Source organism: Streptomyces sp. NPDC004788, assembly GCF_053601115.1.
Window position 1 is genome coordinate 24,716 of the sequence record NZ_JBSGBF010000073.1, and the last position, 17,092, is coordinate 41,807.

The 17,092-nt window shown below is 74.9% G+C and carries 10 protein-coding genes; 6 read left to right on the top strand and 4 right to left on the bottom strand.

What is annotated here, in order from left to right; all coding sequences use genetic code 11:
- Positions 1-93 precede the first annotated feature (93 nt).
- A complete protein-coding gene (locus ACWEJX_RS27085) occupies positions 94-1,545 on the bottom strand; it encodes an MFS transporter (RefSeq protein ID WP_451610012.1) in 1,452 nt (483 codons plus the stop codon).
- 572 nt (positions 1,546-2,117) lie between these two features.
- Between ACWEJX_RS27085 and ACWEJX_RS27090 the strand changes: the two genes are divergently transcribed.
- The 3 genes from ACWEJX_RS27090 to ACWEJX_RS27100 all read left to right on the top strand — a co-directional run bounded on the left by ACWEJX_RS27090 (position 2,118) and on the right by ACWEJX_RS27100 (position 8,166).
- A complete protein-coding gene (locus tag ACWEJX_RS27090; protein WP_451610013.1) occupies positions 2,118-4,280 on the top strand; it encodes an asparagine synthase-related protein in 2,163 nt (720 codons plus the stop codon).
- Between the two features lie 32 nt (positions 4,281-4,312).
- A complete protein-coding gene (locus ACWEJX_RS27095; RefSeq protein WP_451610014.1) occupies positions 4,313-4,465 on the top strand; it encodes a hypothetical protein in 153 nt (50 codons plus the stop codon).
- Positions 4,466-4,545: 80 nt separating this feature from the next.
- Positions 4,546-8,166 carry an AfsR/SARP family transcriptional regulator gene (locus ACWEJX_RS27100; RefSeq protein ID WP_451610015.1) on the top strand — a complete coding sequence of 1,207 codons (3,621 nt, stop codon included), beginning with the start codon at positions 4,546-4,548 and terminating at the stop codon, positions 8,164-8,166.
- Between the two features lie 18 nt (positions 8,167-8,184).
- Here ACWEJX_RS27100 and ACWEJX_RS27105 read toward each other — a convergent pair whose 3' ends face one another.
- Both ACWEJX_RS27105 and ACWEJX_RS27110 read right to left on the bottom strand, forming a co-directional pair.
- Entirely contained in the window at positions 8,185-10,239 is a 2,055-nt protein-coding gene (locus ACWEJX_RS27105; protein ID WP_451610016.1) for a sigma-70 family RNA polymerase sigma factor, read from the bottom strand.
- Positions 10,240-10,431: 192 nt separating this feature from the next.
- The gene (locus tag ACWEJX_RS27110) at positions 10,432-11,217 is read right to left on the bottom strand and encodes a TetR/AcrR family transcriptional regulator (RefSeq protein ID WP_451610017.1); all 786 of its coding nucleotides are present in this window, start codon (positions 11,215-11,217) and stop codon (positions 10,432-10,434) included.
- Positions 11,218-11,570: 353 nt separating this feature from the next.
- On the opposite strand from ACWEJX_RS27110, the gene ACWEJX_RS27115 reads away from it, so the two are divergent.
- Complete coding sequence (locus ACWEJX_RS27115; RefSeq protein WP_451610018.1) at positions 11,571-12,947, top strand: NAD(P)/FAD-dependent oxidoreductase; 1,377 nt, start codon at positions 11,571-11,573, stop codon at positions 12,945-12,947.
- 106 nt (positions 12,948-13,053) lie between these two features.
- Positions 13,054-14,724: an ATP-binding SpoIIE family protein phosphatase gene (locus tag ACWEJX_RS27120; protein WP_451610019.1), complete on the top strand. Its 1,671-nt coding sequence runs from the start codon at positions 13,054-13,056 to the stop codon at positions 14,722-14,724.
- 54 nt (positions 14,725-14,778) lie between these two features.
- Here ACWEJX_RS27120 and ACWEJX_RS27125 read toward each other — a convergent pair whose 3' ends face one another.
- Positions 14,779-16,059: an MFS transporter gene (locus ACWEJX_RS27125; protein WP_451610024.1), complete on the bottom strand. Its 1,281-nt coding sequence runs from the start codon at positions 16,057-16,059 to the stop codon at positions 14,779-14,781.
- Positions 16,060-16,201: 142 nt separating this feature from the next.
- On the opposite strand from ACWEJX_RS27125, the gene ACWEJX_RS27130 reads away from it, so the two are divergent.
- The gene (locus ACWEJX_RS27130) at positions 16,202-16,768 is read left to right on the top strand and encodes a MarR family winged helix-turn-helix transcriptional regulator (protein ID WP_451610020.1); all 567 of its coding nucleotides are present in this window, start codon (positions 16,202-16,204) and stop codon (positions 16,766-16,768) included.
- Positions 16,769-17,092: the final 324 nt, after the last annotated feature.

Genomic DNA, 17,092 nt, shown 5'->3' on the forward strand with positions numbered 1-17,092 from the left:
CACTGGCCCACTGACAACCGGGCTAAACCGCTCACCGAGTGGGACGCGCGTCACGCCCCGTCATCGCGTGCGTCAGGACGGTCACCGGCCCCGTCAGGCCGGGGCCACGAGGAGCGGCCGGGCCCGTTCCCGCAGCTCCATGACGCGCGGCTCGTCGCCGTACGGTTCGAGCCGGTGCAGCAGGTCCCGTACGTACTCGGTGGTCCGGGCCGAGGAGATCCGCCCGGCCACCTCGACCGCACGGGTGCCGGCGGCGCACGCCGCGTCCAGGTTGCCCGACTCCAGCTCGGCGACCGCCGACACCACGAGCCGCAGCCCGTGCGAGCGCACGTACTCCTCGGTCGGCCGGGACAGCGCCTGCTCGGTGAAGCGGCGCACCTGCCGGGGCAGCTTCAGGTCGCGGTAGCACTCGGCGGCGTCGGCGCAGAACCGGTCGTACGAGTAGAAGCCCAGCCAGCTCGGGTCGGCGTCGCCGTCCCGGGACCGCTCCAGCCAGCCCTCGGCGGCCTTGAGCGAGGCGGCGGCGGCCGCCTGGTCGCCGGCCTTGGCGTGCGCCCGGGCCTCGACGAGCCGGAAGAAGGACATGGTGCGGGCGGTGGCCAGGCCCCGGTTGCGCTCCAGGGCGGCCTGGGCGAGGTCGACCCCCTCGTCGGCGAAGCCCCGGTAGGTCGCCTGGAGCGACATCGAGGCGAGGACATAGCCGCCGAGCGGGACGTCGGCGGCGGCGCGGGCGAGCCGCAGCGCCTGGATGTAGTAGCGCTGGGCGGCCTCCTGCTGGCCGGTGTCGAAGGCCATCCAGCCGGCCAGCCGGGTCAGCTCGGCGGTCGCGCCGAACAAGGCGCGGCCGACCTCGTCCGAGTAGGAGCCGAGCAGCAGCGGCGCGGCGTCGACCCGTAAACACTCGGGAACCATCGAGGAGCGCCAGTCGCCGCCGCCGTACTTGGAGTCCCAGCGGCGGGCGTCCTCGGCGGCCTCGCGCAGTTTGGCGACGTCGCTGTGCCCCACGCGCGCGTGCTCGACGATTTCCCCGCCCGCGGTGCCCGCCGTCCCCGGCGCCGCGGGTCGCGGGGCGAGCCGCTCCACCGACGGATCGGCCGGGGTGATCAGCCAGCGCGAGGCGGGCGTCGCGTAGGCGCTCACCGCGAAGGATCCGGCGAGCGACTGCCAGATGCCGCCGCCGCCCCGCCGACCGGCGAGATCCAGCCGGTACAGCTCGGTGGCCGAGCGGACCGCCTCGCCGACGTCGCGCGGGAAGGCGAGCCCCACCTCGGGCGCCGGGTCGGCGTCGGCGAGCCCGATCTCGTGCAGCGGAACGGGCCGGCCCAGCTTCTGGCCGATGGCGGCGGCGATCAGATGCGGGGCGGCGCCCTGCGGCACCATGCCCTTGGACACCCAGCGGGCCACCGACGTCTTGTCGTAACGAAGCGTCAGTCCCCGCTGTGCGCCGAGGTCGTTGACGCGCCGGGCGAGCCCGGCATTGCTGATTCCCGCGAGGGCGAGAACCGTGCCGAGCTTTTCGTTCGGCCCGCGTTGCTCCCTGGACATGACGCCACCCCTCGACACGACACCCGGAACCCGGACGGCCGCCGCGACGCCGGGCACAACGCCGGGCATAGGCGTGCGGCATTCGTGAGCACAGCGTAGTTCGCCGGATCCCGACCGTTAAGGGGCGGTGTTCCGTATGGCGAGATTGTTGTGGGATGGGGTGAGCGGGGGGCGGGCCGCCGCCGGTCGTGCTCCGGCCGTGTGGTCGTGCGCCCGCCCGTGCGCTCTCGCCGGGGCGGTGGGGGAGCGCTTCCATGAGTCCTGCGTGGGTCGGCCCACTTGGCCGAGGACCGATGTCCGGGTCCGGTGGGCTGGGGGACACCGTCGCCCCATTCCCCGCGGGCGGCGGGCGGCTCCGGGAGGCGACCGCCTCCCGGACTGCCGGAGAGCTCCGGGCAAACCCGTTGCCCCGCGGCATGGTTGAGAATGGCCGAAAGGCGACCCCGTAGGGGCCGGCTCCAACTGGCCCATGCCAGGGGCGCATTCGCGTGTGGCGCGATGCCCCCGGTGACACCCCCCATGCGCCGTTGTCATGGCAGCATGTCCTCCACTCGACCTTTGTGGAGGCGGCGATGCGGTGGCTGGTGGGCTGGAGCAGTGTCGCCGCGCGCTTCGGTACGAGGGATACGAGGGATACGAGGGGCTCCGCCGGCTCCTTCACGGCGACACCCGGCTCGGCCGGCGCGGTCGGCGACCCCGCCGAGGGGCGCACGGTGCACCCGGTGGGCGCGCAACTCCTGTGGGGCGACCCCGATCCGCTGTGGGCGGTCGGCGACTGGCGCCCCGACGAGGTGCGGCTGCTCGACGTCGACACCCACACCCGGCTCGCCGTGCTCGGCTGCTGCGCCGCGAGCGACGACGAGCTGCGGCGCGGCCTGCTGACCGCGCGCGGGGGCGCACTGCGGCATATGACCGCATGGCCGGGGAGCTACACCGCCGTCGTCAAGGTCGGCCGCCGCATCACCGTCACGGGTGATCTCGCGGGCGCCCGCCCGGTGTTCCACACCCCCTGGGCCGGCGGCACCGCCTACGCCACGGCGGCGCTGCCGCTCGCCGACCTCGCGGAGGCCCAGCTCGACATCGGCCACCTCGCCGCGCTGCTCGCCTGCCCCGAGACGCCCGAGGCGCTGCGCGACTCCACCCCCTACGAGGGCGTGCGCCGGGTGCCGCCCGGTCACGCGCTGATCCTGCGCGAGGGCTCGCGCGAGATCACCGGCTACGAGACGGTCTCCTCGCTCGCCGTCGCCGCGCCCGAGGCCGACCCGAGGCAGGCGGTGGAGGCGGTGAAGGACGCGCTCGTCGAGGCCGTACGGGCCAGGCTCACCGCGCCCCGGCACGCCCCCGAGGTGCCGCTGCCCGACCCCGGTCCGGTGCCCGGCATGGGGCCCGCCGACCGGCGCGCGGCCCGCGGCGGCGCCCCGGCGCCCGGCATCGGCGCCGACCTGTCCGGCGGCAGCGCCTCCGGCACCCTCGCCCTGCTCGCGGCCGGGCTGCCCGGCGTGCCCGGCACGATCCTCGGCCACGGCACGGGCGCGGGGGAGCGGCTGCTCGCCGTCACCTTCAACGACCTGGCCGGACCCGGCAGCCCGGAGGGCCAGGACGAACTGGTCCGCGCCCGCGAGATCGCCGCCAACCCGCGGCTGCACCACGTCGTCGTCGCGGCCGGCGAGGAGGCCCTGCCCTACGCGGACCTCGACGGGCCGCTGACGGACGAGCCGGGCCCGTCCCTGGTGTCGGCCGAACGGCACCGGCGGCGGCTCGCGGCCGGCAGCGCCGACCACTTCACCGGCTTCGGCGCCCGGCAGGTCCTCGACGCCCATCCGGCCCGTCTCGCCGACCTCCTGATGGACCGCCGGCGTCGCTCCCTGGTGCGGCCGGTGACCGCCCTGGCCAAGGCCACCGGCCCGTCGGCGGGGGCTCTTCTGGTCCCCCTCCAGGTGTACCGGGCGGCCCGGCGGCTGGCCCGTACGCCGTACCGCACCGGCCTGGAGGCCGCCGCCACGCGCGTGTTGGAGGCCAACCGCGCGCCCGCCGGGGCCCACGGCCCCCTGGAGGCCTCGCTGTCCGCGCTCGCCTGGTCCCGGCCGGGTCCCGCGGCGCGCTGGCTGACGGGGGAGGCGCTCGCCGAAGTATCGGTTCGCCTGAACCGGGCCGCGACCCTGCCGGCCTCCGTACAGCGCCCGGGCGACGCACGCGCGCGTGCCGCCCTCGCGCGGGCCGCGGCCGACCACCGGGTCCTGGAACAGGCCGCCGAGATCCGCGGCCAGCGGCTGCACGCCCCGTTCCTCGACAACCAGGTGGTACGGGCCTGCCGCGACCTCCCCGAATCGCTGCGGGTCCAGCCCGACGCCCGCGCCGGCGTCCTGCGCACCGTCCTCGCGGGCGCCGGCATCCACGACCTCCCGCCCGGCTGGGGTGCCCCTCACCCCGCCGTCCCGGCCGCCGCCACCCGCGCCGGTCTGCGCGCCGCCCTCCCGCACCTGCTGGCCCTCTTCGACGCGCCCCTCCTCGCCGACGCCGGTCTCATCGAGGCCCGCGTCGTCCGCGACGCCCTCATCGCCGCCGCCGACGGCGCCCCGCTCCCCCTCGACGGCCTCGCCGACCTCGTCTCCACCGAACTCTGGCTCCGCCGCCTCCTCAGCCGCCGCGGCTCCTGCTGGACGGGCACGGCGGCCCCGCGGCATCGGGCCGTGCCGGGGCCGCTGATCCCGACGGGGCGGTCGCTGATGGCGTGAGGGACGGGGCGGGCTGCCGAGATGTCATCCCCGTGTACCTGCTGATCGACCGCGAGGCGGGCGAGGCCGTCGTGTGCTCCGAACCCGTCGGCGACGACTACGCCCACAAGGCCGCCCACAAGCTGGGGACGATGGCCCGGCTCCCCTTCCCGCTCGGCTTCGAACTCGACACCTCCGAGTTCTGACCGCGCCCGCGCCCCCTCGCGCGCCCCTCTCCGGGTAAACCCCGAGGCGCCCCGTCACCCCCAGCGGCCACAATGACCGGGTGCGCTATCTCATCCTCGGCACCACCGACGCCCTCGACCCCACCGGCGCCTCCCTGCCCCTCGGCGGGGCCCGGCTGCGGGCGCTGCTCGCCGCGCTCGCGGTGCGCGGCGGGCGGACGGCCTCGGTCGGGGAGCTGGTCGACGACGTGTACGGGGACGAGCCGCCGCTGGACGCGCAGGCGGCGCTGCAGGCGCTGGTCGGGCGGCTCCGGCGGGTGCTCGGGAAGGACGCGGTGGCGTCGGTGCCGGGCGGGTACCGGCTGGTGGCCGGGCCCGAGGACATCGATCTGTACGTGTTCGAGGCGCGGGTACGGGACGCGGGCGCCCGGCTCGCGGCCGGCGACCCGGAGACCGCGGCCGGACTCCTCCGCGCCGCCCTCGCGCTGTTCCGGGGACCCGCGCTCGCCGATCTGCCCGAGTACGCGGGCGTGCGCCCCGAGGCGCAGCGGCTCGCCGCGCTCCGCCAGCGCATCGAGGCGGACCTGCGGCGCGGCGCCACCGCCGGACTCGTGCCGGAGCTGACCGAGCTCACCGGCGCGTATCCGTACGACGAGACCTTCCACGCCCAGCTGATCCGTGCCCTGCGCGCCGAGGGCCGCCCGGCCGACGCCCTCGCCGCGTACGAGGAGACCCGCCGCACCCTCGCCGACGGACTCGGCACCGACCCGGGTCCCGAACTCACCGCCCTGCACGCCGAACTCCTCGCGGGCCACGACCCGGCCCGCCGGGCGGCCCCCTGGCCGGGCGCGGCGCCCGCCCCGGCCCCTGCCGCCCGACCGACGCCGCCCCCGGGCTCCGGCCCGTCAGCGGTCTCCGGTTCGGCCGCTTTTTCCGGCCCGTCCGCGGTATCCGGCCCGTCCGCCGAAGCCGGCCGGGGGACCGCCGCCGGTTCGTCTTCCGCCCCAGCCGGTTCCGCGTCCGCCGGCTGGCCGGCCCCGACCGCTCCGACGCAGACCGCTCCGGCCCCGACCGGCCCGGCAGGCCGGTCCGATTCCGCCGTCGCCGGCCACCCGGCCGGCTCCGATGGTTGGTCCGCTGGTTGGTCCGGCACGTCCGGCCATGCCGACCGAGGTGCCTCGGCGGCCGCCTCCACGTCGGCCGCCCCGGCCGGTTGGTCCGCCCCGGCCGCCCCGGCCACCCCCGTCCCCGAGCCCGGCAACATCCGGCCCCGGCTCACCTCCTTCGTCGGCCGCGAGCCCGATCTCCTCGCTCTCCGCGCCGATCTGGAGCGCTCCCGGCTCGTCACGCTCACCGGGCCCGGTGGGTCGGGCAAGACGCGGCTCGCAGAGGAGGCCGCGCGGCAGGCCGTCGGCGCGGCCGCCTGGATCGCCGAACTCGCCCCGCTCGACGACCCCGAGGCCGTACCCGGTGCCGTGCTCTCCGCGCTGCGGCTGCGCGAGACGAACCTGATCACCCGCGACGGCGTGCCCCTCCAGGACGACCCGACCGCCCATCTCGTCGAGCACCTGGCCCGCCGCCCGCTGCTCCTCATCCTCGACAACTGCGAGCACGTCATCGGGGCTGCCGCCGCGCTCGCCGAGACCCTCCTCACCCGCTGCCCCGGCCTGCGGATCCTCGCCACGAGCCGGGAACCCCTCGGTGTCCCCGGCGAAGCCGTCCGCCCCGTCGAGCCCCTGCCGCCGACCCCCGCACACCGGCTCTTCACCGAACGCGCCCGCGCCGTCCGCCCCGACTTCCGCGCGGAGGCCGGCGACGAGGACATGCGCGCCGTCGAGGAGATCTGCCGCCGGCTCGACGGCCTGCCGCTCGCCATCGAGCTCGCCGCCGCCCGGCTGCGACTGCTCACCCCGCGCCAGATCGCCGACCGCCTCGACGACCGCTTCCTCCTCCTCACCTCCGGCTCCCGCACCGTGCTGCCCCGCCAGCAGACCCTCCGCGCGGTCGTCGACTGGTCCTGGGAGCTGCTCGAAGCGGAGGAGCGCGACCTGCTGCGCCAGGCGTCCGTCTTCGCCGGCGGCTGGGACCTCGCCGCCGCCGAGGCCGTCAGCCCGGCCCCGTACGGCACCGCCGACGTCCTCGGCGCCCTCGTCGACAAGTCCCTCGTCGTCGCCACCCCCACCGACGACGGCGAGATGCGCTACCGCCTCCTGGAGACCATCCACGAGTACGCCGTCGAGCGCGCCGCCGAGACCCCGGAGCTGCGCGCCGCCGCCGAGGCCGCCCACACCGCGCACTTCACCGCCTTCGCCGAGCGCGCCGAACCGCTGCTGCGCTCCGGCGCCCAGCTCCCCTGGATCGTCCGCGTCGAGCGCGACCTCGACAACATCCGCGCCGCCCTGCACCGCGCCACGCTCACCGACCCGGACGAGGCCGTCGCCCTGCGGCTCGTCTTCGCCATGGGCTGGTTCTGGTGGCTGCGCAACTACCGCCCCGAGGGCATGTCCTGGGTGGAGCGCGTCCTGCCGCTCGGCGAGGACCCCGAGGATCCGGCCGATCCCCGCTTCTGGCCCCGCATGCACCTGCGCATGCTCCACTTTTTCCTCGCCGCGGAGAACCAGAACGGTCGGGCCTTCCGCGACGACCCGGAAGCCACGGCCGTCCGCGCCCGGGTCCTCACCGCGTTCTCCACCGACCCCGGCCCCGAGTCCGCCCGCTTCCCCGGCCTGCTCTGGCCGTTCATCGCGGTCTTCGACCAGCACCCCGTCGACATGCGCACCCTGCTCGACAACGCCGTCGCCGGCTGCCGCCGCCACGGCAGCGACTGGGAGACCGGGGTGGTGCTGATGTTCCGCGCCCACATGGCCGTCGACAGACCCGGAGGCATGCCCGACGTCGACGAGGACCTCGCCGAGCTGCGCGTGCTCTCCCGCCGGGTCGGCGACCGCTGGATGCGCGCCCAGGTCGCCAGCGCCGCCGGCGAGGCCAACATCATGCGCGGCCGGCACGAGGCGGCCCGCGAGGCGTACGTGGAGGCGCTCGCCCTCGCCCGCGAGGTCGGCGCGCACGCCGAGGCTCCGTTCCTCCTCGCCCGGCTCGCCGAGCTCGACTGGCGCGACGGCCGCACGGCGGACGCCAAGGCGGGCCTGGACGAGGCGGAAGCGGAGGGCCGGCGCCACCACGTCGCCGACGCGCAGACGTACATCGACTTTCTGCGGGCCTGGGTCGCGCTGTTCGACGGGGACGTGGCCACCGCCCGCCGGCATGCCGAGGTGGGCGGCGCGCTGATGGCGGGCGGCACTCCGCCGCCGCACTTCGCCGCCGCCGCGCAGGGCCTCACCGCCCGGATCGAGGCCCACGAGGGAGCCGGTGCGGCGGCCGTCGGCCGGGCCGTCCAGGCGCTTCGCACAGCCAGGGACGGGCAGTGCGCCGAGTTCGTCAACGTCGGTCTCGCCGAGGGGCTGGCCCTCGCGCTGGCCCTGGGCGGGGAACCCGCCCTCGCCGTCAGCGCCCTGGCCGCCGCCGACACCTGGCGGGCCGGCATACCCCGAGCCGCGCCGGAGCTCCGGGAGACCGAGACCGTCACGGCCCTGGCCCGCGCCGGTCTGGACGCGGCTGCCTTTGAGGCGGCGCGGACGGCGGGCCGCGACCTCACCCTCGACGAGCTCCTGGCGCTCGCGGAGCCGTACGGCACAGCGGAGCACCTGCAGGACCACGGATGAGGCCGTGGCCCGTGTCCGTCACGCGCAGCTGATCCGGGAGTTCGCCCAGTCCGCGAGCACCGCGTGGCCGAAGGGCGTGTGCTGTTCGACCACGAGGCGCAGCGTGTGCCGCCCGGAGAGGCCGACGTGCACCGGGAGCGGCGCGTCACCGGGACGCACCACGGCCGAGCGCCACAGCCGTTCCCCGTCCGCGTACACCGAGAAGCGCACCCCGGCCGGCCCCGGCAGCGGGACGGTGATGTCGTCGACGCCGACGAGCGCGTCGTAGCTGTCGCACTGCCGGTTGAGGTCGATGAACAGCGAGGAAGGGGCGTGCACGCTCACCCCGTGCGCGTAGCGGGTGCCGTTCATCGACAGGCCGGAGCGCTGCCACATCCAGCTGCTGCGCGCCAGGTCGACCTCCGGCTTGGTGCCGTCGCCGGCGATCCCGTACTGCAGCTCGCTGAGCTGGTACGAGGCCGGTGCGGGCACCGGCTTCGGCGTGGTCCTGGACGGCGTGGGCCGGGGCGTCGCTTTGGGCTTGGGCGTCGGCGTCGGCGACGGCGTCGTCCGGGGGCTGGGCTTCGCGCTCGGCGTCGGAGTCGGCTTCGGCGCGGGCGGCGCGGCCTGGACGGGCGGGGGCGCGGGCTTGCTGGGCTTGGGCTTGGGCGCCGGCTTCGGCGCGGGCGGTCGCGGCTGGACGGGCGCGACGACCGTCGGCGACGGCGTGGGCTTGGCGACCGGTTGCGCGTCCGAGCCGGTCAGCGCCCACACCAGACCGGCGGTCGCGGCGACCGCGGCGACGGCGGCGAGGCCCGCCTTCGCCGGGATGCCCAGGCCCTCGGCCGCGGCGGCCGACGAGGCCCCGGCGGTGCCGGTCGTGGCGCCCGTGCCACTCGCCGCTGCGGCGGCGCCGGCCGCGCCCGCGCCGGCGACCCCGCCCGCGACGACTCCGGCCGCCTTGAGCGAGTAACCGGCGGCGAACCAGCCGATGACGGCGACCGGCAGCAGCGCGGGGATCCCGGCGTTCACGTGCGCCAGCTCACCGGCGGCGAGCCGGCACTTGGCGCACTCGTCCAGGTGCTTGCGCAGCCCTCGTTCGGCCCGCATCCGCAGCCCGCCGCGAGCGAAGGCGCCGAGCCGGTCGGCGTAGCGGGCGCAGTCGCCGCCCGAGGTGAGCGACTGGCTGACATGGGCCTGGAGGTACGCCTGCTTGAGGCCCTCGCGGGCCCGGCTGGCGAGCACGGCGGTGGCGTTGGCGGTGAGGCCGAACAGCGGGGCGACCTCGCTCGGCGACTCCTCCTCGACCGTGGTGTGCCACAGGACGGCCTGCCAGCGCTCCGGCAGCGACCGGAACGCCTGCAGGGCCAGGGACTGTTCGGCGTCGCGCATGGCGAGCACGTCGGCACCCAGGTCCAGAGTGTCTCCGTCGGAGACCTCGGACGCCCGGGCGGCGTCCTCGGCGAACACCGCGAAGTCCTCGACCAGCTGCTCGCGCTTCTGGGTGCGGGTCCAGGTGGCGGCGACGCGCCGGACGGAGGTCAGCAGGTAGGCGCGCACGGCCTGTTCGGGCCCGGCCCCGCGCCGTACCGCCTGCAGGGTGCTCGCGAAGACCTCCGCCGTCAGGTCGTCGGCGGTGTCGGCGTCCCGGCAGCAGGAGCGGGCGTAGCGGCGTACGGCCTCGGAGTGCCGGCGGAACAGCTCCTCGTAGGAGCTGTCGTCGCCCTCCCGCATGCGCTGCACGAGTTCGGCGTCGGACGGCGGCAGATCGAGCGGCGGCGGCAGTACGGAACCGGACTGGGCCTCGTCGCCCGCGAGATGCAGCGACGAGCCGCCCTCGCGCTGCTGCGGCACGCTCGGTTCGGCTGCCCCGGCCGCGGCGGCTCCGGTCCCAGCGGCTCCGGCTCCGGCCGCAGCGGCTCCGGCTCCGGCTCGGGCTTCAGCGGTCCCGGCTCCGGCGGCCCCAGCTCCGGCGGCCCCGGTGCCGGACGTGCCCGCCGGTCCGCCCTGGCTCGGCACCTGCCCGGCGGGCAGCCCGCCGGGCTCCGTGGTGCCGGCGGCGGCCGACGTCTCGTCCCGACTTTCACCGCTCATCGCGGAAGCCCCCGTATGCACGCTCGGACCCGAACAACGGCCAAGCCTGCCACAGAGCGCGGGCACGCCGAGCCCTCGCGTCCACTTACCACTCGTCCGGGGCGACTTACCGCGTCAGGGCGTAACCGCTCATCCGTTCATGCCATGCTCGACGGCCCGTCCGGGCCGTCGAGAACCGTGCCCCGGGGTCCGCTACCGCGAGCGCAGACCCTCGAGCAGGATGTCGAGCAGCCGGGCCGAAGCCGCCGCCTGCTGCGCGGCGTCCGGCAGCGCCGGCGCGGCCGTGGCTATCACGAGCAGGACGTCGGACACCGTCACGTCCGTCCGCAGCTCACCGGCCTCCCGCGCCCGGTCCACCAGCCGGCCCACGACCTCCAGGAGCTCTGCGGCCCCCGCGTCGTCCTGCTCGGCCACCGGCACCGCGCGCGGTGCGACGACCCGCTGGTCGCCGCTCTCACCGAAGCGGGCCGCGGCGGCCAGACCCACGGCGCCCGCGACGCCCACGGCCTCGCGCTGCTGCGGAACCCGCGCCGCGTCCTCGGCCGACGGACCGGCCGGCGCACCGGTCGGCAGCAGCACCTCGTCCACACCCACCCGCAGCACCTGCGGCGGCAGCAGCCGACCGGCGCCCGAGGCGACCGAGGTGCGCAGGAACCGGGACAGCGCCGACCACGGCTCGTCCTCCTGGCCGAGCGCCGTGCGCGCCTGCTCCGTGAGCCGCGCCGTCTCCTCCTCGGCTATTCGCCGGACCAGCACGTCCTTGCTGGGGAAACGGCGGTACACGGTGCCGACACCGACCCGGGCGCGGCGCGCCACGTCCTCCATCGGAGCCCCGTAGCCGAGCTCGCCGAACACCTCGCGCGCGGCGCGCAGCACGTGCTCCAGATTGCGCTGCGCGTCCACGCGCAGCGGCGCGGACCGGCCGTTCGGCGCCGACTGCGCCGTACGGACCTGCCCGTACGAATCCTGAATCTGCATAAGCGTTCCCCCGCTCATGATGTCTCCCCCCGGAGACTCCCCGCCCTGACACGGGAGTCCGACCGTGCCGCGCGTGCGGTCCGCGCGCGGCGATCCGACACCCCGACGAAGTACGAACATAGTTGAGTCGGGGTCAATTCAGAAGGGGCAGTTCCGTACGGTGCGCCCCCCGATCGGAGCAAGGACCGGAAGCCTCCCGATTCCGGACCCAGGTCACACGAGCCACCTCCACCCTGACCTGCGCATTTTCCTGTCCGCCCGGTCGATTCGCCACCCCACGCCTCCGTACCCCTCCGGTCACACAATTTGCCGGGCCTGTGGACAAACCCCGGACGGCGTTGCCTCATGGGACGGTGACCGAACCTGTGCGCATTCTCGTTGTCGGCGGTGGCTACGTCGGGATGTACACCGCGCTGCGCCTCCAGCGGCAGCTCAAGGCCGAGCTCCGCGACCGCACGGCCGAGATCACGGTGGTCACGCCCGACCCGTACATGACGTACCAGCCGTTCCTGCCCGAGGCCGCGGCCGGCTCCATCTCCCCGCGCCACGTCGTCGTCCCGCTCCGCCGGGTCCTCGACCGCTGCCGCATCGTCATCGGCGAGGTCCACGCCGTCGACCACGCCAAGCGCACCGCGACCCTCTCCACCCTCGCCACCGAGGAGGAGGGCGCCGGAAACGTGCAGCTGCGCTACGACGAGCTGGTCATCGCCCCCGGCTCCGTCTCCCGCACCCTCCCGGTCCCCGGCCTCGCCGACCACGGCATCGGCTTCAAGACCGTGGAGGAGGCGATCGGCCTGCGCAACCACGTCATCGAGCAGATGGACATCGCGTCCTCCACCCGCGACCCCGCCATCCGCGACGCCGCCCTCACCTTCGTCTTCGTCGGCGGCGGCTACGCCGGTGTCGAGGCGCTCGCCGAACTCGAGGACATGGCCCGCTACACCTCCCGCTACTACCACAACATCAAGCCCGAGGACCTGCGCTGGGTCCTCGTGGAGGCGTCCGACCGGATCCTGCCCGAGGTCGGCGAGGAGATGGGCCGGTACGCCATCCGCGAGCTGCGCGGCCGGAACATCGACGTGCGCCTCGGCACCCGCCTCGACTCCTGCGAGAACCGCGTCGCCGTCCTCAGCGACGGCACCCGCCTGCCCACCCGTACCGTCGTGTGGACCGCGGGCGTCAGACCCGCGCCGCTCGTCGCCGCCACCGACCTGCCCCGCACCGAACAGGGCCGCATCCGCTGCACCGCGCAGCTCACCGTCGCCGGGGTCGAACACGCCTGGGCCGCCGGCGACGCCGCCGCCGTCCCCGACGTCACCGTCGACCCGCCCGGCACCGACTGCGCACCCAACGCCCAGCACGCCCTCCGCCAGACCAAGGTGCTCGCCGAGAACGTCGCCGCCGCCCTGCGCGGGCAGCCGCTCAAGGAATACCGGCACGCCTATGTCGGCTCCGTCGCCTCCCTCGGCCTGCACAAGGGCGTCGCCCACGTCTACGGGCGCAAACTCAAGGGCTACCCGGCCTGGTTCATGCACCGCGCCTACCACCTCAGCCGGGTCCCCACCTTCAACCGCAAGGCCCGCGTACTCGCCGAATGGACCCTGTCCGGGCTGTTCAAGCGCGAGATCGTCTCCCTCGGCTCCCTGGAGCACCCGCGCGCCGAATTCGAACAGGCCGCCGCGCCCCCACCCGCGGCCAAGCCCGCCCAGGAGGGCGAGTCCTCCGCCTGACATCACTGTCAGTGCACTCGTCCACACTGGACGTGTGACCATAGGTGGGCTCACACCTGCACAGAGTGACTCTGCACGGCAACGACACCACGAGGCATACAGATCCGTGAACTTCACCCGTTGGAGCGCCAGGCTCCCCGGTACGCAGCGTCGCGCGGCGTCCCGCGGAACCGAAGGCTCCGTGCCCGCGGCCCGCGGTGAGTACGGGCCCCGGCCGGAGCACCTCGCCGGAGACCCCGACGTCGGCGGCGACATCGCCGACGTCGCCGCCGACGTACCCGCCCTGGAGGACTTCACCGTCCGGGAGATCGTCGGCCGCCTCCCCGGCCTGGTCGCGCTCGTGTACGGCAGGGAGCACCGCATCGCGTACGTCAACGAGGCGTACGTCGCCGCCTTCGGCGCCCGCGCCGCCGGCACCAGAGTCGCCGACAGCTGCCCCGAGGCCGAGGAGCTCGGCCTGCTGCCCCTCCTCGACCAGGTCCTGCGCAGCGGCAAGCCCCGCACGGTGAAGTCCCGCCGCACCCAGGACGGCGGCTCCTTCACCGTCACCTGCCTGCCCGTGGAGAGCCCGCACCTCGCCGACGGCGGCGTCCTCGTGCACGCCGCCGACGTCACCGACCACGCCGAGGCCGCCGAACGGCTGCGGGCCAGCGAGCGCCGGCACCGCGAGGCCGCCGTCACCCTCCAGCGCTCCCTGCTCCCGCAGGAGCTGGAACAGCCCGACGACCTCCGCGTCGCCGCCACCTACCAGCCCGGCGGCACCGACGCCGCCGTCGGCGGCGACTGGTACGACGTCATCACCCTCGGCGCCGGCCGCACCGCCCTCGTCATCGGCGACGTCATGGGCCGCGGCGTCCGCGCCGCCGCCGTCATGGGCCAGCTCCGCACCGCCGTCCGCGCCTACGCCCGCCTCGACCTGCCGCCGCACGAGGTGCTCCAGCTCCTCGACGGCCTCGCCGCCGAGATCGACGCCAGCCAGATCGCCACGTGCGTCTACGCGGTCCACGACCCCAACGAGGGCAAGCTCGTCTACGCCTCCGCCGGCCACCTCCCGATCCTCGTCCGCGACGAGGACGGCACCGTCCGCCGCGCCGAGGACCCCACCGGCCCGCCGCTCGGCACCGGCGGATGGCTGCACACCTCGGGCTCCATCGCCCTGCCGCCCGGCTCCACCGCCGTCCTCTACACCGACGGCCTGGTCGAGCGCCGCCGCGAGGACATCGACGAAGGCGTCTCCGCCCTGGAACGCGCCCTCTCCGGCGCCACCGGCAGCCCCCAGGTCGTCTGCGACCGGCTGCTCCGCTCCCTCGGTGTCACCGCCGAGCACGACGACGACGTCGCCGTCCTCGTCCTCCAGCACCCGGCGCGCCAGGGCGCCGACGCCGAGCTCTTCCACAACGCGGCCCTGGAGCTCATCGGCGGCGTCGAGGCCGCCCCGCGCGCGCGTGCCTTCGCCTCCGGCGTCCTCGCCAGCTGGCGCTTCCCGGTCGAGCTGCGCGACCTGGGCGTCCTCGCCACCAGCGAGCTGGTGGCGAACTCGCTCCAGCACGGCACTCCGCCCATGCGGCTGCGGCTCCGGCGCACCGACCGCCGCCTGATCATCGAGGTGACGGACGGCGACGACCATCTGCCGCGCCGCCGCAGGGCGGAAACGGAGGACGAGGCGGGTCGCGGTATCTCGATCATCGCGACGATCGCCTCGTCCTGGGGCAGCCGCCGCACTCCGGGCGGCGGCAAAGCGGTGTGGTGCGAGTTCGCCCTGCCCGACACGCGCTAGGTAGGCGGCCGCCAGCGGTACGGGTCAGGCGGTGCGGCGTCAGGCGGTGCGGCGTCAGGCGGCCGCGGGCTCCTTCGCGGCCGGCTGGTGCTGGGCCACCACCCGCGACGGCCTGACGGCGAGCGACGGCTGGTCCTGCACCGGCGTGAGCTGCCTGCCCAGCCGGACCGCCAGGAAGGTGATCCCGAGCGAGAACAGCACGAAGGTCAGGATGTACGGCCCGTGCAGCGACGCCCCCATGGGCCCGCCGACCGCCGGGCCGACGGCCAGCGCGAGCTGCTTCACCAGGGCGAAAGCCGAGTTGTACGTGCCGACCATCGACTCCGGCGCCAGGTCCGCCACCAGCGGCGCGACCGTCGGCGACAGCATCGCCTCGCCGAGCCCGAACAGCGCGTACGTGGAGACGAACGCCGCCGTCGCCATCGCCTGGCTGCTGTGCCCCAGACCCGCGTACCCGGCGAACAGCCACGCCACGGTCCAGATCAGACCGACGGCCGCGATCACCCGGGTGCGCCTGCGCCGCTCGACGAACTTCAGGACCAGGAACTGGGCGACCACGATGACCGCGGTGTTGGCGGCCAGGGCGACACCGAGCGTCGACGGGGCGATCCCCGCGGCCTCCGTGCCGTACGCGGCCAGACCCGACTCGAACTGTCCGTAGCAGGCGAAGAACAGCACGAAGCCGAGCACGCACAGCTGCACCATCGCCTTGTGCCCGAGCAGCGCCCGCACCCCGCCGCCCTTGCCGCCGGCCGGCCGCGCGCCCTGGAGGGCCGGGGACTCCGGCGTCCGCACGGTCAGCACGATGGCCGCCAGGAACAGGAACATCGCCGACTCGATCGAGAAGAGCAGCAGGAAGCTGTCCGGGCGGCTGGGGTCGACCAGCTGGCCGCCGATGAGACCACCGATGCCGAGACCGAGGTTCTGCAGGAAGAACTGCATCGCGAAGGAACGGGTCCGGGTGGCCTGCGTCGAGCACCACACGATCATCGTGGCGAGCGCCGGCTGCATCACCGCCGTACCGGCACCGAGCAGCGCCGCCGCGCCGACGGCCGCGGGCACGGAGGACGCGAGGCCCATCCCGAGCGCGCCGGCCGCGGCGAGCAGCGAGGCCACGAGCAGCACGGGCACCGGCCCGCGCCGGTCGATGGCCCGTCCGCTGAGCGGCAGGACCACGAGCGCTGCCATGGCGAACACGGCCAGGACGACACCCGCTGTGCTCGCACCCAGCCCGCGCACCTGAGCGACGTACACATAGAGGTACGGCACGGTGAAGCCGAGTCCGAACGCGCTCAGCGCGCTGCCTGCCTGAATCCGGCGCATCGCGGCGCCCATCCCCTTGGTCACACTCACCCACTTCGGTCGCGGGTTCAGTGCTGTAGCCCTGAACCCTGAAGACTTCAATCCTAAAGTTCGATACTTAAAGATACACATAGAAGGACTTCAACGCCAACGACCCCGTGGGATACTCGGCCGCATGTCCGACACCCCCGAGCCGTCCCGCGCCCAGGCCCCGCAGGAGCCGAGCCTCGACGAGCAGATCGCCGCCTACCAGCGCGAGTTCCGCGACCTCGACCCCCAGGTCGAGAAGGTGGTCTCCGCCCTGGGCCGGCTGAACCGCCGGATGAACGTGGCGTACGGTCGCCAGGTCGCCGACCTCGGCATCAGCAACGCCGAGTGGGAGGTCCTCAAGACCCTCGTCCTCTCCGGCGCCCCCTACCGCCTGGGCCCCGGCGAGCTCGCCAAGCGCCTCGGTCTCACCCCGGCCGCCATGACCCACCGCATCGACCGCATGGCGGGCGAGGGCCTGGTCACCCGCGACCGCGACGAGAACAACCGCGTGCGCGTGATCGTCGAGCTGACGGACGAGGGCCGCCAGAAGTGGCTGGAGGCCATGCGCATGGCGACGAACTTCGAGGAAGAACTCCTCCAGGACCTGACGTCGGAGGAGCGCGGCGCGCTCGGCGAGATGCTGATCCGGCTCCTGCGGCGCGTGGAGCTCACGCAGCCAGACGCGGGCGGCCGGCTGACGGACCTGGACTGAGGTTCGCGCCGGCGGCGTGGCCGGCCAGGCGCCCTTGACACGCCCCACCCGGATGCGTAGTGTTCTCCGAGTTGTCACGGAGCCGGAACGGTTCTTCGACAACCATCCAGCCGCAGATGCGGCACCTCAACTCCGCACGATCTCCTCACCGGGACGAATTTCGGCATGCCGAAATTCATTTCGAAAGACTCGATTATGAGCCACCGAGGAAATCCGCTAGAGTTTGAGACGTCGGAACGGCCCAACAGCCGGAAAGACAAACCCCGCTGACCGGGGATCAGACGCCGAAAGGATCTGATAGAGTCGGAAACGCCGGAAGGGCCC